The 17,370-nt window shown below is 64.9% G+C and carries 15 protein-coding genes, 1 tRNA gene and 1 pseudogene; 8 read left to right on the top strand and 9 right to left on the bottom strand.

Going from position 1 to position 17,370, the window contains the following annotated elements; all coding sequences use genetic code 11:
* Positions 1-35: 35 nt before the first annotated feature.
* Positions 36-653 (bottom strand): TetR family transcriptional regulator, encoded by a 618-nt coding sequence (locus B7Z66_04060; protein OYV77572.1) that lies wholly within the window; start codon positions 651-653, stop codon positions 36-38.
* Between the two features lie 212 nt (positions 654-865).
* On the opposite strand from B7Z66_04060, the gene B7Z66_04055 reads away from it, so the two are divergent.
* The 4 genes and pseudogenes from B7Z66_04055 (at position 866) to B7Z66_04040 (ending at position 3,940) form a co-directional block, all read left to right on the top strand.
* Entirely contained in the window at positions 866-1,846 is a 981-nt protein-coding gene (locus B7Z66_04055; GenBank protein OYV77571.1) for a hypothetical protein, read from the top strand.
* A gap of 354 nt (positions 1,847-2,200) precedes the next feature.
* Complete coding sequence (locus B7Z66_04050) at positions 2,201-2,752, top strand: pyridoxamine 5'-phosphate oxidase (GenBank protein OYV77570.1); 552 nt, start codon at positions 2,201-2,203, stop codon at positions 2,750-2,752.
* 130 nt (positions 2,753-2,882) lie between these two features.
* On the top strand, positions 2,883-3,467 hold the full coding sequence (locus tag B7Z66_04045; GenBank protein OYV77569.1) for a hypothetical protein: 585 nt from the start codon (positions 2,883-2,885) through the stop codon (positions 3,465-3,467).
* Positions 3,468-3,560: 93 nt separating this feature from the next.
* Positions 3,561-3,940: pseudogene (locus tag B7Z66_04040) on the top strand (GNAT family N-acetyltransferase).
* 107 nt (positions 3,941-4,047) lie between these two features.
* On the opposite strand, the gene B7Z66_04035 reads toward B7Z66_04040, so the two are convergent.
* The gene (locus B7Z66_04035; protein ID OYV77568.1) at positions 4,048-5,691 is read right to left on the bottom strand and encodes a glucose-6-phosphate isomerase; all 1,644 of its coding nucleotides are present in this window, start codon (positions 5,689-5,691) and stop codon (positions 4,048-4,050) included.
* Between the two features lie 107 nt (positions 5,692-5,798).
* The gene (locus B7Z66_04030) at positions 5,799-7,286 is read right to left on the bottom strand and encodes a glucose-6-phosphate dehydrogenase (protein ID OYV77646.1); all 1,488 of its coding nucleotides are present in this window, start codon (positions 7,284-7,286) and stop codon (positions 5,799-5,801) included.
* A 229-nt stretch (positions 7,287-7,515) separates the two neighbouring features.
* Here B7Z66_04030 and B7Z66_04025 point away from each other — a divergent pair, with 229 nt between their 5' ends.
* The 3 genes from B7Z66_04025 to B7Z66_04015 all read left to right on the top strand — a co-directional run bounded on the left by B7Z66_04025 (position 7,516) and on the right by B7Z66_04015 (position 12,321).
* Positions 7,516-8,955, top strand: coding sequence for a starch synthase (locus B7Z66_04025; protein OYV77567.1), 1,440 nt, complete (start codon positions 7,516-7,518; stop codon positions 8,953-8,955).
* A 191-nt stretch (positions 8,956-9,146) separates the two neighbouring features.
* Entirely contained in the window at positions 9,147-11,948 is a 2,802-nt protein-coding gene (locus tag B7Z66_04020; protein OYV77566.1) for a phosphoenolpyruvate carboxylase, read from the top strand.
* Between the two features lie 163 nt (positions 11,949-12,111).
* Positions 12,112-12,321 carry a hypothetical protein gene (locus B7Z66_04015; protein OYV77565.1) on the top strand — a complete coding sequence of 70 codons (210 nt, stop codon included), beginning with the start codon at positions 12,112-12,114 and terminating at the stop codon, positions 12,319-12,321.
* Between the two features lie 39 nt (positions 12,322-12,360).
* On the opposite strand, the gene B7Z66_04010 is transcribed toward B7Z66_04015, so the two are convergent.
* From B7Z66_04010 to B7Z66_03985, 6 genes are all read right to left on the bottom strand, one after another.
* Positions 12,361-12,741, bottom strand: coding sequence for an aspartate 1-decarboxylase (locus B7Z66_04010; GenBank protein OYV77564.1), 381 nt, complete (start codon positions 12,739-12,741; stop codon positions 12,361-12,363).
* A gap of 106 nt (positions 12,742-12,847) precedes the next feature.
* Positions 12,848-13,714 carry a pantoate--beta-alanine ligase gene (locus B7Z66_04005; protein ID OYV77563.1) on the bottom strand — a complete coding sequence of 289 codons (867 nt, stop codon included), beginning with the start codon at positions 13,712-13,714 and terminating at the stop codon, positions 12,848-12,850.
* Between the two features lie 24 nt (positions 13,715-13,738).
* Complete coding sequence (locus B7Z66_04000; GenBank protein ID OYV77562.1) at positions 13,739-14,566, bottom strand: 3-methyl-2-oxobutanoate hydroxymethyltransferase; 828 nt, start codon at positions 14,564-14,566, stop codon at positions 13,739-13,741.
* A gap of 78 nt (positions 14,567-14,644) precedes the next feature.
* Positions 14,645-15,295 (bottom strand): deoxynucleoside kinase, encoded by a 651-nt coding sequence (locus tag B7Z66_03995; protein OYV77561.1) that lies wholly within the window; start codon positions 15,293-15,295, stop codon positions 14,645-14,647.
* Positions 15,292-15,798 (bottom strand): 2-amino-4-hydroxy-6-hydroxymethyldihydropteridine diphosphokinase, encoded by a 507-nt coding sequence (locus B7Z66_03990; protein OYV77560.1) that lies wholly within the window; start codon positions 15,796-15,798, stop codon positions 15,292-15,294. Before B7Z66_03990 ends, B7Z66_03995 begins: the two co-directional genes overlap by 4 nt.
* A 24-nt stretch (positions 15,799-15,822) precedes the next feature.
* Complete coding sequence (locus B7Z66_03985) at positions 15,823-17,205, bottom strand: poly(A) polymerase (protein ID OYV77559.1); 1,383 nt, start codon at positions 17,203-17,205, stop codon at positions 15,823-15,825.
* A 64-nt stretch (positions 17,206-17,269) separates the two neighbouring features.
* Here B7Z66_03985 and B7Z66_03980 point away from each other — a divergent pair.
* Positions 17,270-17,345 (top strand) — tRNA-Glu (locus B7Z66_03980).
* The last annotated feature ends 25 nt before the right edge of the window (positions 17,346-17,370 follow it).

Below are 17,370 nucleotides of genomic sequence, written 5' to 3'. Positions count from 1 at the left end.
CGGTATTTACTTAGGCCTGAAAATGACCGTCCCGGTCACGGCGTCATCAACAGCCCCCGCACATACCCCTCCAACTGACGCAGGCACCCCGTCAACGCGGGTACCGACTGGAGGTTCTTGCAGACCCCGAAACAACCTTCCCAGGCCGCGGTGATGAACAGGGCCGCTTCCCGGCAATCCACCCCGGCGCGCAGCTGCCCCTGGGCCTGCCCGCGCCGCAGGGCACTCTCCACCGCAGCGGTCCAATCCTCCAGCACCCGGGTCAATCGCGCCCGGAACTGCGGGTCGACCGGACTCATCTCCTGCATCAGATTGTTGAGCGGGCATCCAAGCCGTACCGTGGCCGGGCTCGCATCCGCCGCCCGCGCCCGGATCAGCGCCAACAGCGTCCCGATCGGATCCGCACCCTGCCGCAACGGCGTGAACAGGATCGCGTCCAGGCGCTCGTGGATCACCTCGTCCACCACCGCGAGACCCAGTTCCTGCTTGGTCGGGAAGTGGTGGTACAGGGCCCCCTTGGTCAGCCCAGTACCCTCCAGGATCCGCGTCAGGCTGGCACCCTGAAACCCCTGCTGGTGGATCTCCGCAAAGGCGGCCTCCAGAAGGCGGGAGCGTGTGTGATCGGGTTGGCGGGTGACCATGGGCGCTATCATACCGGTCGGTATGCTTGTGTCAAGCCCTAATCCGATCCGAAACCGGGCGCCGCACCCGACGCTCGCGGACCTCAGGTACAATTCTTGGACTTGTTTGGGGATCTGGGGGGGGGGACTGGGACAGCGTTATTTTTCACACCACGAACAAATCGAGAAAAAACGAGATTCCGGCACAGATAAATACATCGGTTTCCGCCAATTCTCAGTGAGACATGGTTGTGCAATTAGGTCTTGAGGATATCGAAGCCGCTGCCCGCATCGTCTATGCGGACATGGCGCCTACACCGCAATACTGTTGGCCGCTGCTCTGCGATCGGTTGGGCACCGAAGTTTGGGTGAAACATGAGAACCATACTCCTGTGGGTGCCTTCAAGATCCGCGGCGGGCTGGTCTACTTCGCGCACCTTGCGCGGCATGGAAAGGCACCCAGTGGGGTGATCAGCGCGACCCGCGGGAATCATGGGCAATCCGTCGCGTTCGCTGCGCGCCGCTACGGGATCCCGGTCACTATCGTCGTCCCCCATGGCAACAGCATAGGAAAAAACGCCGCGATGTGCGCGCTTGGCGTTGAGCTGATCGAGCACGGCGACGATTTCCAGTCCGCGCGCGAGCACGCAGAGCTGCTGGCCGGCGAGCGGGCGCTACATATGGTGCCAGCGCTGCACCCGCTGTTGGTTACCGGCGTAGCCACCTACAGCCTGGAACTGTTGACGGCGGTCACCGATATCGATGTGGTCTACGTGCCCATCGGGCTGGGCTCCGGCATTTGCGCAATGGTCGCCGCCCGGGACGCGCTGGGTCTACGGACCAAGGTCGTCGGAGTGGTATCCGCTCACGCCCCCGCCTATGCCGAATCCTTCCATGCCAGACGCATGATCGAGCGTCCGGCCACTACCCGGCTCGCCGATGGCATGGCCTGTCGGACCCCGGATCCGGCCGCGTTGGAGGTGATCTGGAACGGCGTCGACCGCGTAGTTCAGGTCACGGATGACGAAATCGCAGCAGCTATGCGTATGTTGTTTGAGTGCACGCACAACGTTTGCGAAGGCGCGGGCGCGGCCGCGGTTGCGGCAGCCGCGCAGGACCGGCCCCGGATCGCCGGTCGCAAAGTCGCCGTAGTCGTATCGGGCGGCAATGTTGACCGGGAGATCTTTGCGGCCATCCTCAGCAACGACCGTTTTGGCGGAACTTGAGCGGAGGGTCGGAAACTCGATTGGTCCCTGCTCGCCTTCTAATCCCTACCCAAGCACGGCCGCGTGAATCACGCCATTACCCAGCTGCTCCGCGCGCAAGAGGCTGCCCTCTACAACCAACCGTACCGACGTCAGCAAGACGGGCGCGCGCCCGAAGCATCAAACTACCGGTCTCGCCCCAGCCACCAAGCCCGGTCTCGTGTGGTCAGTCGGGTCTGGCCCTATGGTCCCGCTTCGCAGTGCGGTATCCGCGCCTGCTGTCCCCTCATGCATTGATCCCGCAACTCGCCCATAGTTAAATGGCACCATCCCGATCTGGTGTCCACGGGCAGTCATTTATCAGGAAACATTGATATGGGCCAAAAATACGCTGAGATCCCAGATAAGCTTCGACTGTTTATCGAAGATCAGAAGATCTTCTTCGTCGGTACCGCGGCCGCGGACGGCCGGGTGAATATCTCACCGAAAGGGATGGACTCGCTCCGGATCCTGGATCCGAACCGTGTGGTGTGGCTGAGCGTTACCGGCAGCGGCAATGAGACCTCTGCTCACGTACAGGAAAACCCACGGATGACCATGATGTTCGCCGCCTTCGAAGGCAATCCGATGATTCTGCGTGTTTACGGAAGCGCACGGGTGATCCATAAAACTGACCAGGATTGGGGCGGCCTGTTTTCTCTGTTCGATCCTATCCCCGGCGCACGGCAGATCTTCGACCTTGCGGTCGATCTGGTGCAGACGTCCTGCGGGATGGGGGTTCCGTTTTTTGATTACGCCGGGGAGCGCGAACAGTTGAGGGACTGGGCCGTAAAAAAGGGCGCGGAAGGTATAGAGGAATATTGGAAGCAAAAGAATCAGGCCAGCATCGATGGGAAGCCAACCAATATCGTCGAAAAAAATATCTGAGGCCCGGCTCCCGGATCTAAATCGTGCCCCACCCCAGAGGAGAACGCCGAGGCCGCCATTGATAGTCTCGCCGCCTGTAGTACCAAAAATCTTGATGGGCGGAAGTCGCTCACCGTGAGTGCATTTAAAGATGGACAAGAACCGACTCGAAGCATTCAGCGACGGCGTGATTGCGATCATCATCACAATCATGGTGCTCGAAATGAAGGTCCCTCATGGCGACGCCTTTGAAGCGCTCTCGCCATTGATTCCGGTGTTCTTTAGCTATGTGTTGAGCTTTGTCTACCTCGGTATTTATTGGAACAACCATCACCACATGCTGAAGACCTGCCGCAAGGTCACCGGTCCGATGTTGTGGGCCAACATACACCTGCTGTTCTGGCTATCCCTCATCCCATTCGCTACCGGCTGGATGGGGGAGAATCATTTCGCCAAGGTACCATGCGTCGTCTATGGCGTGATCTTACTCTTGGCGGCGATCGCGTACTGGATACTGCAGGCCAAAATTATTGCGTCGCAGGGCGGTAGCTCGATACTAAAAGAGGCCATCGGAAGCGATTGGAAGGGCAAATTGTCGCCGGCGTTGTACGTAGTTGCTATTGTCGCGGCCTTTTGGACGCAGTGGATTTCGGTCGCCCTGTATGTCATTGTCGCACTGATGTGGCTGATTCCGGATCGACGCATTGAACGCGTGTTGCTCGAAAAGAATCCATAGCACTATGGTCGAGCGGATACCTGGCGAATCGCCACCGTCCCGAACGGCGGGTTTGATACGCCGATGTGCGCGTCAACAAATGCAGAGGACACCATGGACATCCGATATGGGATCAATACGCCGGTATCGGCGGACCAGTTCATCGAATTGCTGCGCAGCTCCACGCTGGCGGAACGCCGCCCCGTTGAAGACCGGGCGTGCATGGAAGGCATGGTGAACGGCTCGTCGGAATCGCCCGCTCGATGACGGATTTCCATTACGCCTGCTATCTCTCGGATCTTGCAGTCGATCAAGAGCATCAAGGCCGCGGCATCGGGAAGCGGTTGCAAGCCATTACGCAGGAGCAACTGGGGCCAAGGTGCAAGCTGATATTGGTCGCAGCGCCCGCCGCCAATTCCTATTACGAACGACTTGGGTTTGCCCACAATCCGCGCTGCTGGGTGCTCGACCGTGAGGGGCGCATCCGCGGGTAGCCGGGGGCTCGAGGCAGCCGTGCGCGCTGCGCTGCACGGGTCCGGACCACCATAGCCTCGGGTCGAACCGGTAACGGAATCGGCCCGGGTCCCGCCGACCGTTGCGACTACTGTCCTTGATGATCCCGATAATACTGGATCAGCGCCCGCGTGGAAGCGTCGTGGGCCCCTACCGGCGCGCCCGGCGCCAGTTCCGGCAGGATCGCCTTGGCCAGTTGCTTGCCCAACTCCACGCCCCATTGATCGAACGAGTTGATCCCCCAGATCACGCCCTGCACGAAGATCTTGTGCTCGTAGAGGGCGATCAGGGTGCCGAGGCTGCGCGGCGTGAGTTTGCGGAACAGGATAGAGTTGGTGGGCCGGTTGCCGGGAAAGACCTTGTGGGGCAGCAGGCGCGTCAGGGCGCGGCCGGACAGCCCCTGCTCTTCCAGCTCGGCGCGCGCCTCCGCCTCGGTCTTGCCGCGCATCAACGCCTCGGTCTGGGCGAAGAAGTTCGACAGCAGGATGCGATGATGCTCGCCCATGGGGTTGTGTGTCTCCATCGGGGCGATGAAGTCCGCGGTCACCAGTTCGGTGCCTTGGTGGATGAGCTGGTAGAAGGCGTGCTGGCCATTGGTGCCGGGCTCGCCCCACAGGATCGGGCCGGTCTGATAAGCCACCGGGCGTCCCTCGCGGGTGACGCGTTTGCCGTTGCTCTCCATGTCGCCTTGCTGGAAGTAGGCCGGGAAGCGGTGCAGGTATTGATCATAGGGCAACAGGGCGTGGGTCTGGGCCCCGAAGAAATCGCCGTACCAGACGCCCAGCACCCCGAGTATCACCGGCAGATTGCGTTCCAGCGGCGTGGCGCGGAAGTGTTCATCCATCCGGTGCGCGCCGTCCAGCAGCTCTTCGAACCGGTCCATGCCGACGTAGAGCGCGATGGAAAGCCCGATGGCGGACCACAGGGAGTAGCGTCCCCCGACCCAATCCCAGAATTCGAACATGTTCTCGGGGTCGATGCCGAACGCGCTCACCGCCTCCCGGTTGGTCGACACCGCCACGAAATGGCGCGCGATGCCGGCCTCGTCCCCGGTGTGCTCCAGAAACCAGCGCCGCGCGCTATGGGCGTTGATCAAGGTCTCCTGGGTGGTGAAGGTCTTGGAGGCCACCACGAACAGCGTGGTCTCCGCGCGCAGCCCCTTCAGGGTCTCCGCCAAATGGGTGCCGTCCACGTTGGAGACGAAGTGCGCGGTAATGGGCCCCCCATAGGGCCGCAGCGCCTCGGTCACCATCAACGGGCCGAGGTCGGAGCCGCCGATACCGATGTTGACCACGTCGGTGATGGCCGCGCCGGTACAGCCGCGCCACTGGGCCGCGCGCACCGCCTCGGTGAAACGGCGCATGTGGGCGAGCACCGCGTTGACCTCGGGCATGACGTCGGCACCGTCCACGCGGATCGGTCGGTTGGAACGGTTGCGCAGCGCCACGTGCAGCACCGCGCGGCCCTCGGTGGTGTTGATCTTCTCGCCGGTGAACATCCGTTCGATCCAGCGCGGCAGCTCCCGCTCGCGGGCCAGGGCCAGCAGCAGCTCCACGGTCTCGCCAGTGATGCGATTCTTGGAGTAATCGAGCAAGAAATCCTCGAAGCGCACGGAGAAACGCTCGAAACGGCGCGGGTCTTCGTGGAACAAATCGCGCATGTGGACCTTCGCGATCTCCCGGAAATGGGTCTTGAGGGCCTTCCAAGCATCACAACGCGTCAGTGAGGTCATGAGTCGTCCTGATAGCTGTATGTAACCAGCGCCGCCACGCCAGATGGCGCGCGGCCCCGCATCGGTCCGCGGCAACCCATCGGGTCCGTGATCCGCGTGCCGGTACCCTACGGTGCCTCTTCTTCATCCAGCAGGTTCCGCCACTGCTGGTCGTCCCGCTCGAACAGCCGGTTCGCCTCCTGGGCGCCCCAACTACCCGCTGGATAGGGGTGAATGAAATCGCGCTCTACCGACCACACCTTGAGGATCGGATCCACCACCCGCCACGCCCACGCCACTTCATCGTAGCGCAGAAACAGCGAGTGGTCGCCGTCGATGACATCCAGCAGCAGGGCTTCGTAGGCGTCCAGGTCGGTCAGATTGATCCCGCAGGAGGAGGCATCCATACGGGTAGTCTGCGCGCGCATTTCCAGGCCAGGTTCCTTGACCTGAAGTTCCAGGCGCAGACACTCGCTGGGCTGAATATTCATCAGCAGCCAGTTGGGCCGGATCTGGTCGATCTGGGTCTCCCGGAACAACTGCTGGGGTGGATGCTTGAACCGAATGGAGATCAGCGAGTTGTCCTTCGCCAAGCGCTTGCCGGTACGCAAATAGAACGGGACGTTGCGCCAGCGCCAGTTATCAATGTAAAGCCGCAGCGCCGCAAAGGTCTCAGTGGTGCTCTGCGCCGCGACCCCCGGCTCCTCCAGATAGCCGGGGACCTTCTTGCCCCCCATCTGCCCACGGGCGTACTGGGCACGGAACGCATGCGCGTGGACCGCGCTCTTGGGGATGGGACGGATCGAGCGCAATACCTTGACCTTCTCGTCGCGCAGCGACTCCGCGTCCAGGCTTGCAGGCGGCTCCATCGCGACCAAGGTCAGCATCTGGAGCAAATGACTCTGTATCATGTCGCGCAGCGCGCCGGCGCCCTCATAGTACTCGGCGCGTCCCTCCACACCACGCGCCTCGGAATGGGTGATCTGAACGTGGTCGATGTAGTTGCGGTTCCAGAGCGGTTCCAACATGAGGTTGGCGAAGCGGAACACGAGCACGTTCTGTATCGTTCCCTTGCCCAGGTAGTGGTCGATGCGATAGATCTGTTCCTCCTGGAAACCCCGGTGCAGGCGCGCGTCGAGCCGCTCCGCGCTCTCCAGGTCATAGCCGAAGGGCTTTTCCACCACCAGGCGCCGCCAACCCGCATCTTCGCCGTTGAGCCCGGCCTGCGCCAAGTTGTCGGCAACCACGCTGAACTCCGCGGGGCGGATCGCCATGTAGAAGACCAGATTCTCGGAGAACTGGGCGGTGTCGTGCAGGGTCTGCTTGAGACCCAGATAGGCCTCCGCGTCCGTGAGGTCGAGCTGAAAATAGTGCAGGCGCTGCTGAAAACGCTCGAACACCGCGCTATCGAGACCGCCCCGGGCCTTACCGGTGAGGGCCTCGCGCACCTCGGCGCGCCATTGTTCCGCGTCCCAGGGGCGACGTCCGATCCCCAGCACCGTCTGGCCCTCGGGAAGCCGGCCCGCCACCTCCAGGTGATAGAGTGCAGGTAACAGCTTAGTGCGGGCCAGATTACCGGTGGCACCGAAGATCACAAACGTGCAAGCGTCGACCATCGACAAATATCCTCCGTGCAGATGCGGCGCGCAGCGCATAATGATGGCCATCGGCCGCACCGGCGCGGTGCCCACGTCCCGGTGCCCGGCGCCCGGAAGCCGCGATCCGCGCCGACCGGCCATGACGTGTCCCGGCGATTGTAGTATAAACATCGGGCGGTGTTCTTCCGAAGTTTATGGGCCGGCGGGCACCGCACCGGTTCCCCCAATGGATTGATGCCACGCCGTGATGAAGATCCTGTTCGCCGCCAGTGAGGCACATCCCCTGATCAAGACCGGCGGATTGGCCGACGTGGCGGGCAGCCTGCCCGGTGCCCTGCGGCGGCTGCATCAGGACGTGCGGCTGATCCTCCCGGCCTACCGTGCGGTCCTGGAACGGCTGCCGGACGCCGCGGTGATCTCCGAATTCACGGTCCCGGGCGCACCGGAACCGGTGCGCCTGCGCCAGGCTACGCTGGCCGAGGACGGGGTGCCGGTCTACCTGGTGGACGTCCCCGCGCTGTTCGACCGTAGCGGTGGCCCGTACCTCGATCCGCAAGGGCGTGAGTGGTACGACAACGCGCTGCGCTTCGCCACGTTCTGCCACGCAGTGGTGGAGGTGGCCCGCAACCAAGCGGGGCTCAGCTGGGCACCCGATGTGGTGCACTGCCACGATTGGCAGACCGGCCTGATCCCACCGCTGCTGATCCGCGCGCCGCGCCGCCCGGCAACGGTGTTCACCATCCACAACCTGGCCTACCAGGGCGTCTTCACTTTGGACGCATTTCAGTATTTGGGATTGCCGCCGGAGTGGTGGTCGATCCACGCCCTGGAGTTCTACGGCGGCTTTTCCTTCATCAAAGGCGGGCTGGTCTACTCCGACCGCCTGACCACCGTGAGCCCGTCCTACGCGCGGGAGATATGCACACCGCAGTTCGGCTGCGGCCTGGAAGGCGTGTTGCAAGGCCGCGCCGAGCACCTGACCGGGATCCTGAACGGCGTGGACTACCGGACCTGGGATCCGTCCCGGGACGGCCTCATCCCACACCGCTACAGCAGCCGCGCGATGCAGGGCAAGCAGCAGAACAAGGTGGCGCTGCAAAAGCAGCTCGGACTCACCGCCGCGCCACGCACCCCACTGCTCGGACACATCGGGCGCATGGTGGAGCAAAAGGGGATTGATCTGATTCTGGACACCCTGCCCGCCCTGATGGCGGAAGACCTCCAACTCGTGATCCTGGGCAACGGCGATCCGCGCTTCGAGAAGGCGTTTCGCACCGCCGCCGCCCACTACCCCGGGCAACTGGCCGTTCACAACGGATACGACGAGGCCCTCGCCCATGGAATCGAGGCCGGCTGCGATCTGTTCCTGATGCCCTCGCGATTCGAGCCCTGCGGACTGAACCAGTTGTACAGTCTGCGCTACGGGACCGTCCCGGTGGTACGCCGCACCGGCGGGCTCGCCGACACCGTGGTGGATGCGGATGACAAGGCCATGAAGACCCGGCGCGCCACTGGATTCGTGTTCGAGGAGTCCAGCGCCGACGCCTTGTACGCCGCCGTCGGACGCGCCCTCGACCACTACCGCAAGGGGACCCAGTGGCCGGAGCTGGTGCGCACCGGCATGCAGCAAGACTTCAGCTGGAAACGCAGCGCGCAACAGTACCTGACCCTGTACCGGGGGATCTGATCCGCCGCACCCCGGCACTCCCTGCACCTTCCCGGTGCGCCGGCGGGTAGACCCCCGCGCCCGGCCCGAATCCCGGCCGGGCGTGAAACTCGCACCGCGGCCGGGAGCGGGTATAATGGGGCCCGCCCATCCGGCACCCAAGACCGGCTCCGGATGCAACTCCCGACCACCCCAACCTAAATACGGTACTCATGGATCGTCCGTCACGGGACAAAGAGTTGCGCTCGCAGGTAAAGTTGTTCGGCAACCTGCTGGGCAATGTCCTGCATACCCACGCGGGCGGCAATGTCCTCGCCGCCGTGGAGGCCCTGCGCAAGGGCTTCATCAGCCTGCGCCAGGAGGCCAACCCGCGCCGGCACACGCGCCTGATGCGTCTGGTCCAACGCCTGAGCCCGGAAATCACCACCCACGTGGTGCGCGCATTCAGCACCTATTTCAGCTTAGTAAACATCGCCGAGGAGGCCTTCCAGCACCGCCAACGCCGCCGTCAGATGCGCGCCGGCGGCCCGCTGTGGACCGGTTCCTTCGACGAGGCCATGCGCTGGTTCCATGCGCAGGGAATCGAACCGGCCCAGCTCCAGCACCTGCTGGACCGGCTCGCCTATATCCCCGTGTTCACCGCGCACCCCACCGAGGCGAAGCGGCGCACCATCCTGGAAGCGCTGCGGCGCATCTTCGTCACCAGCGAGCAGCTCTACACCGCCGATATCGGCAAGGAGGATCGCCAGGAGATCATCCAGCACCTGGAGAGCCAGATTCAGGTGCTCTGGAAGACCGACGAGGTCCGGGTACAACGGCCCCAGGTGCGCGATGAGATCCGCAATGGGCTCTATTATTTCAAGGAGTCCCTGTTCTCGGCAGTACCCATCACCTACCGCTACCTGGAGAAAGGTATCCGCCGGGTCTACGGTGACGAGGCCGCCCAGAAGATCCGCGTCCCGAGCTTTCTGCGTTTCGGATCCTGGATCGGCGGGGACCGCGACGGCAACCCGAACGTCGTCCCGGAGACCACAGAACTCGCGGTCTACCTGCAGGCCCGGGAGGCACTCACTGAGTATCTGCGCCGGGTGAGCGCCCTCAGCCTGCTGCTCACCCACTCGATCCGCATGTGCACGCCCAGTGCGGCGCTGCTCGCCAGCCTGGAGCAGGACGCGACCACCTACACGGAGGCCCTGAAGGACAACCCCACCCGCTTCAGCCACGAACCCTATCGACGCAAGCTGTTTTTCATGCGCTACCGGCTGGAGATCAATCTACGAGCGGTACGTCGCCACTTGGCGGAACGGCCGCTGGAGCAGCCCGAGGTCGGCTACCGATCGGAGCGTGAACTGCTGGAGGACCTCTATCTCCTTCGCGACTCGCTGATCAGCCACGGCGACCGCAATATCGCCGAACAGGAGCTGAAGGACCTGATCCGGCTGGTGGAGACCTTCGGCTTCTCTCTCACCCAGCTCGACCTGCGGGAGGAGTCCTCGCGCCACACCCGCGCCGTGGCGGATATCTGCCGCCAATTCCCGGGCGGCCCCGACTACGAGGGCCAGGACGAGGACGGTCGGCTCGCGGTGCTCGAGGATCTGATCGGGCGGCCCGGAACGCTGACCGTGGACCGCGGCGCGTTGCGCCCGGAGACACGCACCGCGCTGGAGGTGTGCGACGTGGTAGCGCGCGTGCGCGCGGCCCTCAGCGCCGATGCGTTCGGCACCTACATCGTCTCCATGACCCACCACGCCAGCCACGTGCTGGAGGTCATGCTGCTGGCACGGATCGCGGGGCTCGTCGGCCTGAACGAACAGGGTTGGTACTGCCACCTGCGGGTCACGCCCCTGTTCGAGACCATCGAGGACCTGACCCACATCGAGGAGGTGCTCTCGACCCTCCTGGATCACCCCACTTACGCCGCCCTGCTGCACGCCTCCGGCAACCTGCAGGAGGTGATGCTGGGCTACTCGGATTCGTGCAAGGACGGCGGCATCCTGGCTTCCGGGTGGAGCCTGTACGAGGCGCAAAAGAAGATTCTCGCGCTCACCGAGAGCCGCGGCGTGCGCTGCCGGCTGTTCCACGGCCGCGGGGGCACCATCGGCCGCGGCGGCGGCCCAACCCATGAATCGATCCTCGCCCAGCCTCCGGGTACCGTGCACGGGGGGATCAAGTTCACCGAACAGGGCGAGGTGTTGTCCTACAAATACAGCAACGTGGAGACCGCGGTCTACGAACTCACCATGGGGTGCAGCGGCCTCATGAAGGCCAGCTACTGCCTGATCCAGACCCCGCGCGCGGACAACGAAGCCCACAGCACCCATATGACGGAGCTGGCACGCCTCGGGGAAGAGGCATACCGAGGGCTTACCGACGCGACCCCGGGATTCATGGACTACTTCTACGAAGCGACGCCAGTCAGCGAGATCGGGCTGCTCAACATCGGCTCCCGTCCCAGCCATCGGGCCCATGCCGTGCGCTCCAAGGAGTCCATCCGCGCCATCCCCTGGGTGTTCGGCTGGGCCCAGTCGCGGCATACGCTGCCGGCTTGGTATGGGATCGGCAGCGCGCTCGCGCGCTGGCGCGGCGACGACCCGCAGCGCTTGGCGACCCTGCGCGCCATGTACCAGGAATGGCCGTTCTTCCGCGCCTTGCTGAGCAACACCCAGATGTCCCTTTTCAAGGCGGAGATGACCATCGCCGGCGAGTACACACGCTTGAGCGCCGATCCGGCGCGTGCCGGGGAAATTTATCAGAAGATCCGCGCCGAATTTCAGCGCACCGTGCTGGAGGTGCTGGAGGTGACCCAGCTCAATGGGCTACTGGAGGAGAACCCACCGCTGGCCGTGTCCCTCACGCGCCGCAATCCCTACCTCGACCCCCTCAACCACATTCAGCTCACGGTACTGGAGCGGTATCGCGACGAATCCCTCACGGATGCCGAACGGGACATGTGGCGCGACCCCCTGCTGCGCACCATCAACGCCATTGCCGCGGGTATGCGCAATACCGGCTGACCTCGGCGCGTGGCATACCACCGCTGCGGCCTGGACAAGCCGCCACCCACGGCGCTACCGTAACGCTCGACCGCTCTCGGCGGATCAGACGGGTGCCCGGCGTGGCCCACCTCAGCCTTTCCCGGATCGCGGCACGGAGCCGGTACAACGTGAGGGAACGACGATGAAGATGCAGGAGTTGCGGGCCATAGCCCAGGTGTGGGGACTTTCCGCGCCCGGCGCGGACCGGATCACCCTGGTACGGGCAATCCAGCGCGCGGAAGGAAATTTCGACTGCTTCGCCACCGCCCACGACGGAGTCTGCGACCAGTTGCAGTGCCTGTGGCGGGCGGACTGCTTCCGCCAAGCGGCGCGGGATTCTGCGGCCGCCTGACCGCGGCGTGGTGCGGGGGACGCCGGCGCGAAACCCTGGCTAGGCCACCTGGACGGGAACGGTGTTGCCCACCCGCGTGATGCGATTTTCGTGGTCCAGGTACACCAGCACCGGGCGGTGGACGGTAGCCTCCTGCTGGGACAGGGACACATAGGCGCAGATGATTACCCGGTGTCCGGGACGCGCCTTATGGGCGGCGGCGCCGTTCACGGAGATGATCCCCGAGCCGTCCTCAGCCCGAATGGCGTAGGTAGTGAACCGCTCGCCGTTGTCCATATTGTAGATATGGATCTGTTCGTACTCGCGGATCCCGGCCACCTCCAGCAACCGCCCATCGACGGCACAGGACCCCTCATACTCCAATTCCGCGTGGGTCACCCGCGCGTGGTGCAGCTTGGCCTTGAGCATGGTGAGATTCATGGTCGGGGCTCCTGGGCGGGATTCTGGTTGGGGCGAAGCTCCGGGACTCCGGAGTCTGGGGCCTTTCCACCGCACCGGTAGCGGGCTAGCGTCCTATTATCCGGGATCAGCCAGCCGGGTTCAATGCAAGGCGCAAGCGGAGATTGTCGATCAGGCGAGTCCGGCCCAGCCATGCGGCCGCCAAAATTACCAATTCGGAATCTGCGGCTTGCGGTACCGCCAGATCCCCGGCCCGGCGCACGCTGAGATATTCGGGACGCAGCCCCGCGGTCCTCAACGCCTCCAGGCCCGCCTGTTCCACGGCCCGGAAATCCCGGCTACCCCGCCTCAGGACCTCGGCCTGGCGCCGGAGGATCTGGTACAGGACCGGGGCCCGCTGCCGTTGCGCCGGGTCGAGATAGCGGTTCCGGGAGCTGCGGGCGAGGCCGTCGGGTTCCCGGACCGTCGCTACCCCCACCACCTCCACCGGAAGGCACAGGTCCTGGGTCAGGCGGCGCACCACCACCCACTGCTGGTAATCCTTCTCCCCGAATACCGCTACGTCCGGTTGTACCAAGTTGAATAACTTGGTCACTACCGTGGCCACGCCGGTGAAATGACCGGGGCGGAATGCCCCGCAGAGGATTTCCGACAGCCCTGGAACCGACACCTGAGCATGATGCTCCCAGCCATCGGGATAGACTTCAGTGGGTGCGGGGTGGAACAGGACATCCACGGGATATTGCGTTAATTGACGGGTATCTTCGTCAAATGTGCGGGGATAAGCTTGAAAATCCTCCTCCGGACCGAACTGCGCCGGGTTCACGAAAATGCTCACCACCACCCGGGAGGCGCGCCGGCAAGCCTCCGCCACCAGGGCCAAATGTCCCGCGTGGAGGTTGCCCATGGTAGGAACCAGGGCCACCGGCGCCCCCGCTTGGCGCCACCCGTCCCGCAGGTGCCGCAGCTCGGATACCCCCGTGACGATCTCCATGGGCGGGTGTTTAGCGCCGGGTGTTCATTGGAAGGTATGCGCGGGATCCGGGAACCGGCGGCTCTTCACCGCCTCGACGTAGGCGGCCACCGCACCCTCGATCCCGGGCGCCTCAGCGAGAAAATCTTGGGCGAACCGGGGCCGCTTGCCGGGGGTGAGGCCCAGCAGGTCGTAGAGCACCAGGACCTGCCCGTCGCAGTCCACCCCAGCGCCGATCCCGATCACCGGAATCTGCAGGGCATGGCTGACCTCCGCCGCCAGGGCGGCGGGGATGCACTCCAGCACCAGCATCCCGGCCCCCGCCTCTTCCAAGGCGCGCGCGTCTTCCCGCAGGCGTTGGGCAGCGGCGGGATCCCGCGCCTGGACCCGGTATCCCCCCAGTTTATGCACCGACTGGGGCAACAGGCCCAGGTGGGCACACACCGGCACCCCGCGTTCGGTGAGGTGGCGGACCACCTCCACCTGCGCGCGCCCCCCTTCCAGCTTCACCACCTGCGCGCCGCCCTCCTTCATGAGCCGCGCCGCGCTATCCAGGGCCCGCGCCGGGGTGCCGTAGCTCATGAACGGAAAATCCACTACCCGCAGGGCCCGGGAACTGCCCCGGGCCACCGCCGCGGCGTGGTGGACCATCGCGTCCAGGGTGACCGGCAGGGTGGAGTCGTAACCCTGCACCACCATCCCCAGGGAATCCCCCACCAGCAACACCTCGACCCCGGCGGACTCCAGCGCCGCGGCGAAGCTGGCATCGTAGGCAGTGAGGCAGGCGATCTTCTCCCCGGCGCGTTTCATCTCCGCGAGGGTTCGCAGGGTCACGGGGCCCGGCGCGTGCTTTGCTGTATCGATTTCGCTCATGATGTTGCGATCTCGCCCGGGCCGTGGCGCAAGCGTGGCGCCCCGCTCAGCGGCGCTGAGTCCGTGGGCCGCGTCCCATTACGGTGTGACGGGTACCGGGTTGAAATAATGCCGGCCGCTGCCGAGGGTGCGCACCCGTTCCAGGAGCGTCCGGTAGTCCTCGTCGTTATGCGCGAAGTCGATCTCGGCGGCATTCACGATCAACAGGGGCGTTTGGTCATAGTAGTAGAAGAACCGGGTGTACGCCTCCACAAGCCGGTCCAGGTAACCGCGCTCGATGCCCGCCTCATAGGCGACGCCGCGGCGCGCGATGCGCTCGCGCAGCACCGCCACCGGCGCCTGGAGATAGATCACCAGGTCCGGCGTAGGGACATCCAGGGTCAAATGGGTGTAGAGCTGTTCGTAGAGCCGCAGCTCCTGGGCATCCAGGGTCAACTCCGCGAACAGGCGATCCTTCTGCATCATGAAGTCCGCCACCTGCACCGGCTGGAACATGTCACCCTGGCGCAGGGCCTGGATCTGGCGCGTGCGCTGCAGGAGAAAATGGAGCTGGGTGGGCAAGGCCGCCCGGCGCGGGTCCTGATAGAAACGTTCCAGGAACGGATTGTCCGCCGGGTCCTCCAGCAACAGTTCACAGCCGAGGCTCTCCGCCAGGCGCCGCGCCAGGGTGGTTTTACCCACGCCGATCGGTCCCTCGACCACCACGAAACGGGGAATGGGTTGCGTCATTGCGGTTCCATCACGCGTTCCAAGGTCGAGTAGACGCTCTGCCGGGCCAGCTCCCTCAGCAGCCCATACCCGGGGATCACCAGATCCGGGGCGATCTCCTGAAGAGGATACAGGACGAAGGCACGCTGGTGCAGGCCCGGGTGAGGCAGGGTCAGGCGCACATCCCGGCGGGACTGCGCGCCGAACAACAGCAGGTCGAGGTCCAGGGTACGGGGACCCCAATGTTCAGCGCCGCGCACCCGCCCGTGGGTCTGCTCGATCGCCTGCAGGGCGTCGAGGAGCGCATCGGGGGAAAGACCGGTCTCAACGGCGGCCACCGCGTTGATATAGTCGGGCTGACCGGCCGGCCCCATGGGGGCACTGCGATACAGGCTGGAACGGGTCACACAGCGGGTCCGCGCGATGGCGTCCAATTCCGCGAAGGCACGGCACACCTGGCGCACCGGGTCTTCCAGGTTGCTCCCCAGGCCGATGTAGGCCTGCACCGGCGCGTCAGTCGGCATTGCGGCTACCCGTTCCACGACCGGCTATTCGCCGCCGGGGCCCGCGCCCGCGGGATCCCCGCCGGTCCGGCCTCCGCGACGGCGGGACCGGCGCCGGCGCCGACGGCCCGGCTCTGCCGCCGGCGCCGGTTCCGAGGCGGGAAGTTCCTGAATCTGGGTCCACCACTCCGCCGACTCCCGGATGCCTTCCTCCTCCTCAGCCCGGAGCAACAGGAAGTCGTAGGCCGCGCGGAACCGGGGATGCTGCAACAGCCGCTGGCTGCGTTTGCCGCGGCGCTGCGCGAGACGGGATTGGAGCTGCCAGATCTCGCGCATGGGCAGCGTGATACGCCGGGGCAGGGAGACCTGGGACAACTGCCGCGCCACCACCGCGTCCCCCGCCCGTTGCAGGGCCTCGCCCTCGGAGCCGTCTTCGGTACGCAACGCCACGGCCTGCCGGCGCACCGGCTCCCATAACAGCGCCGCGCACAGGAACACAGGGGTCACCGGTTTGCCCGCCGCGATCCGGGCGTCAGTGTTGGCCAAGGCGCGGGACACGAAGGTCAACGGGAAGCCGCTCTCCTCCCGAGCCAGGCACGCATCGGTCTCCGGGAACAGGTGGGCAAACAGGCCGTAGTGGCGCAACAACTCGAAGGTCTGCAGGGCATAGCCCGCCAGGAACAGCTTCAGCACCTCCTCAAACAGGCGCGCCGGCGGAATATCATCGAGCAGGGCCGCAAGACCGGGAATCGGGTCCGCCGTTCCCGGGTCGATCCGGAATCCCAGCTTGGCAGCGAAGCGCACCGCGCGCAGCATGCGCACCGGATCCTCACGATAGCGCTGCTCCGGGTCACCGATCAGGCGCAATACCCCGGCCCGCAGGTCTTCCATCCCACCCGCGTAGTCCGCCACCGAGAAGCCGTCGATATTGTAATAAAGGGCGTTGACCGTGAAATCGCGGCGCCAGACGTCCTCCTCCAGGGTGCCGTAGACGTTGTCACGCAGGAGACGGCCGTCCTCCTCCACCGCCCGCGGCCCGTCGTCGTCGGGCAACTGTGGGGCGGCCTCAGGGGAACCGCCCCGGAAGGTAGCAACCTCGATGATTTCGCGACCGAAATGCACATGGGCGAGGCGGAAGCGACGACCGATGAGACGGCAGTTCCGGAACAGCTCCCGGACCTGATCGGGACGGGCATCCGTGGCCACGTCGAAGTCTTTGGGTTCGCGACCCAGCAGCAAATCCCGCACGCCGCCGCCCACCAAGTACGCCTGGTAGCCGGCCTGGCTCAGCCGATACAGGACCTTGACGGCGTTGGGACTGATATTGGCCCGCGAAATCACGTGTCCGGCACGCGGGATAATCACGGGGCGAACGTCATTTCCTCCCGCCTTTCCGGGCGTTATCGCAAAATCGCTTGAGCCATCCATATGGCTGCGTATAATACCACCACTTCCCGGGGGCGGGGCAGGTAGACGCCCCCTGGTCGCCCCTGCTCCCATCGTCTAGCGGTCCAGGACGTTGCCCTCTCACGGCAAAAACCGGGGTTCGAGTCCCCGTGGGAGCGCCAGCCTTTCGGACCACACCGAGGGTCC

Source organism: Chromatiales bacterium 21-64-14 (assembly GCA_002255365.1).
In the GTDB taxonomy this organism is placed as follows: domain Bacteria; phylum Pseudomonadota; class Gammaproteobacteria; order 21-64-14; family 21-64-14; genus 21-64-14.
This window is presented reverse-complemented; position numbering and strand designations above follow the sequence as displayed.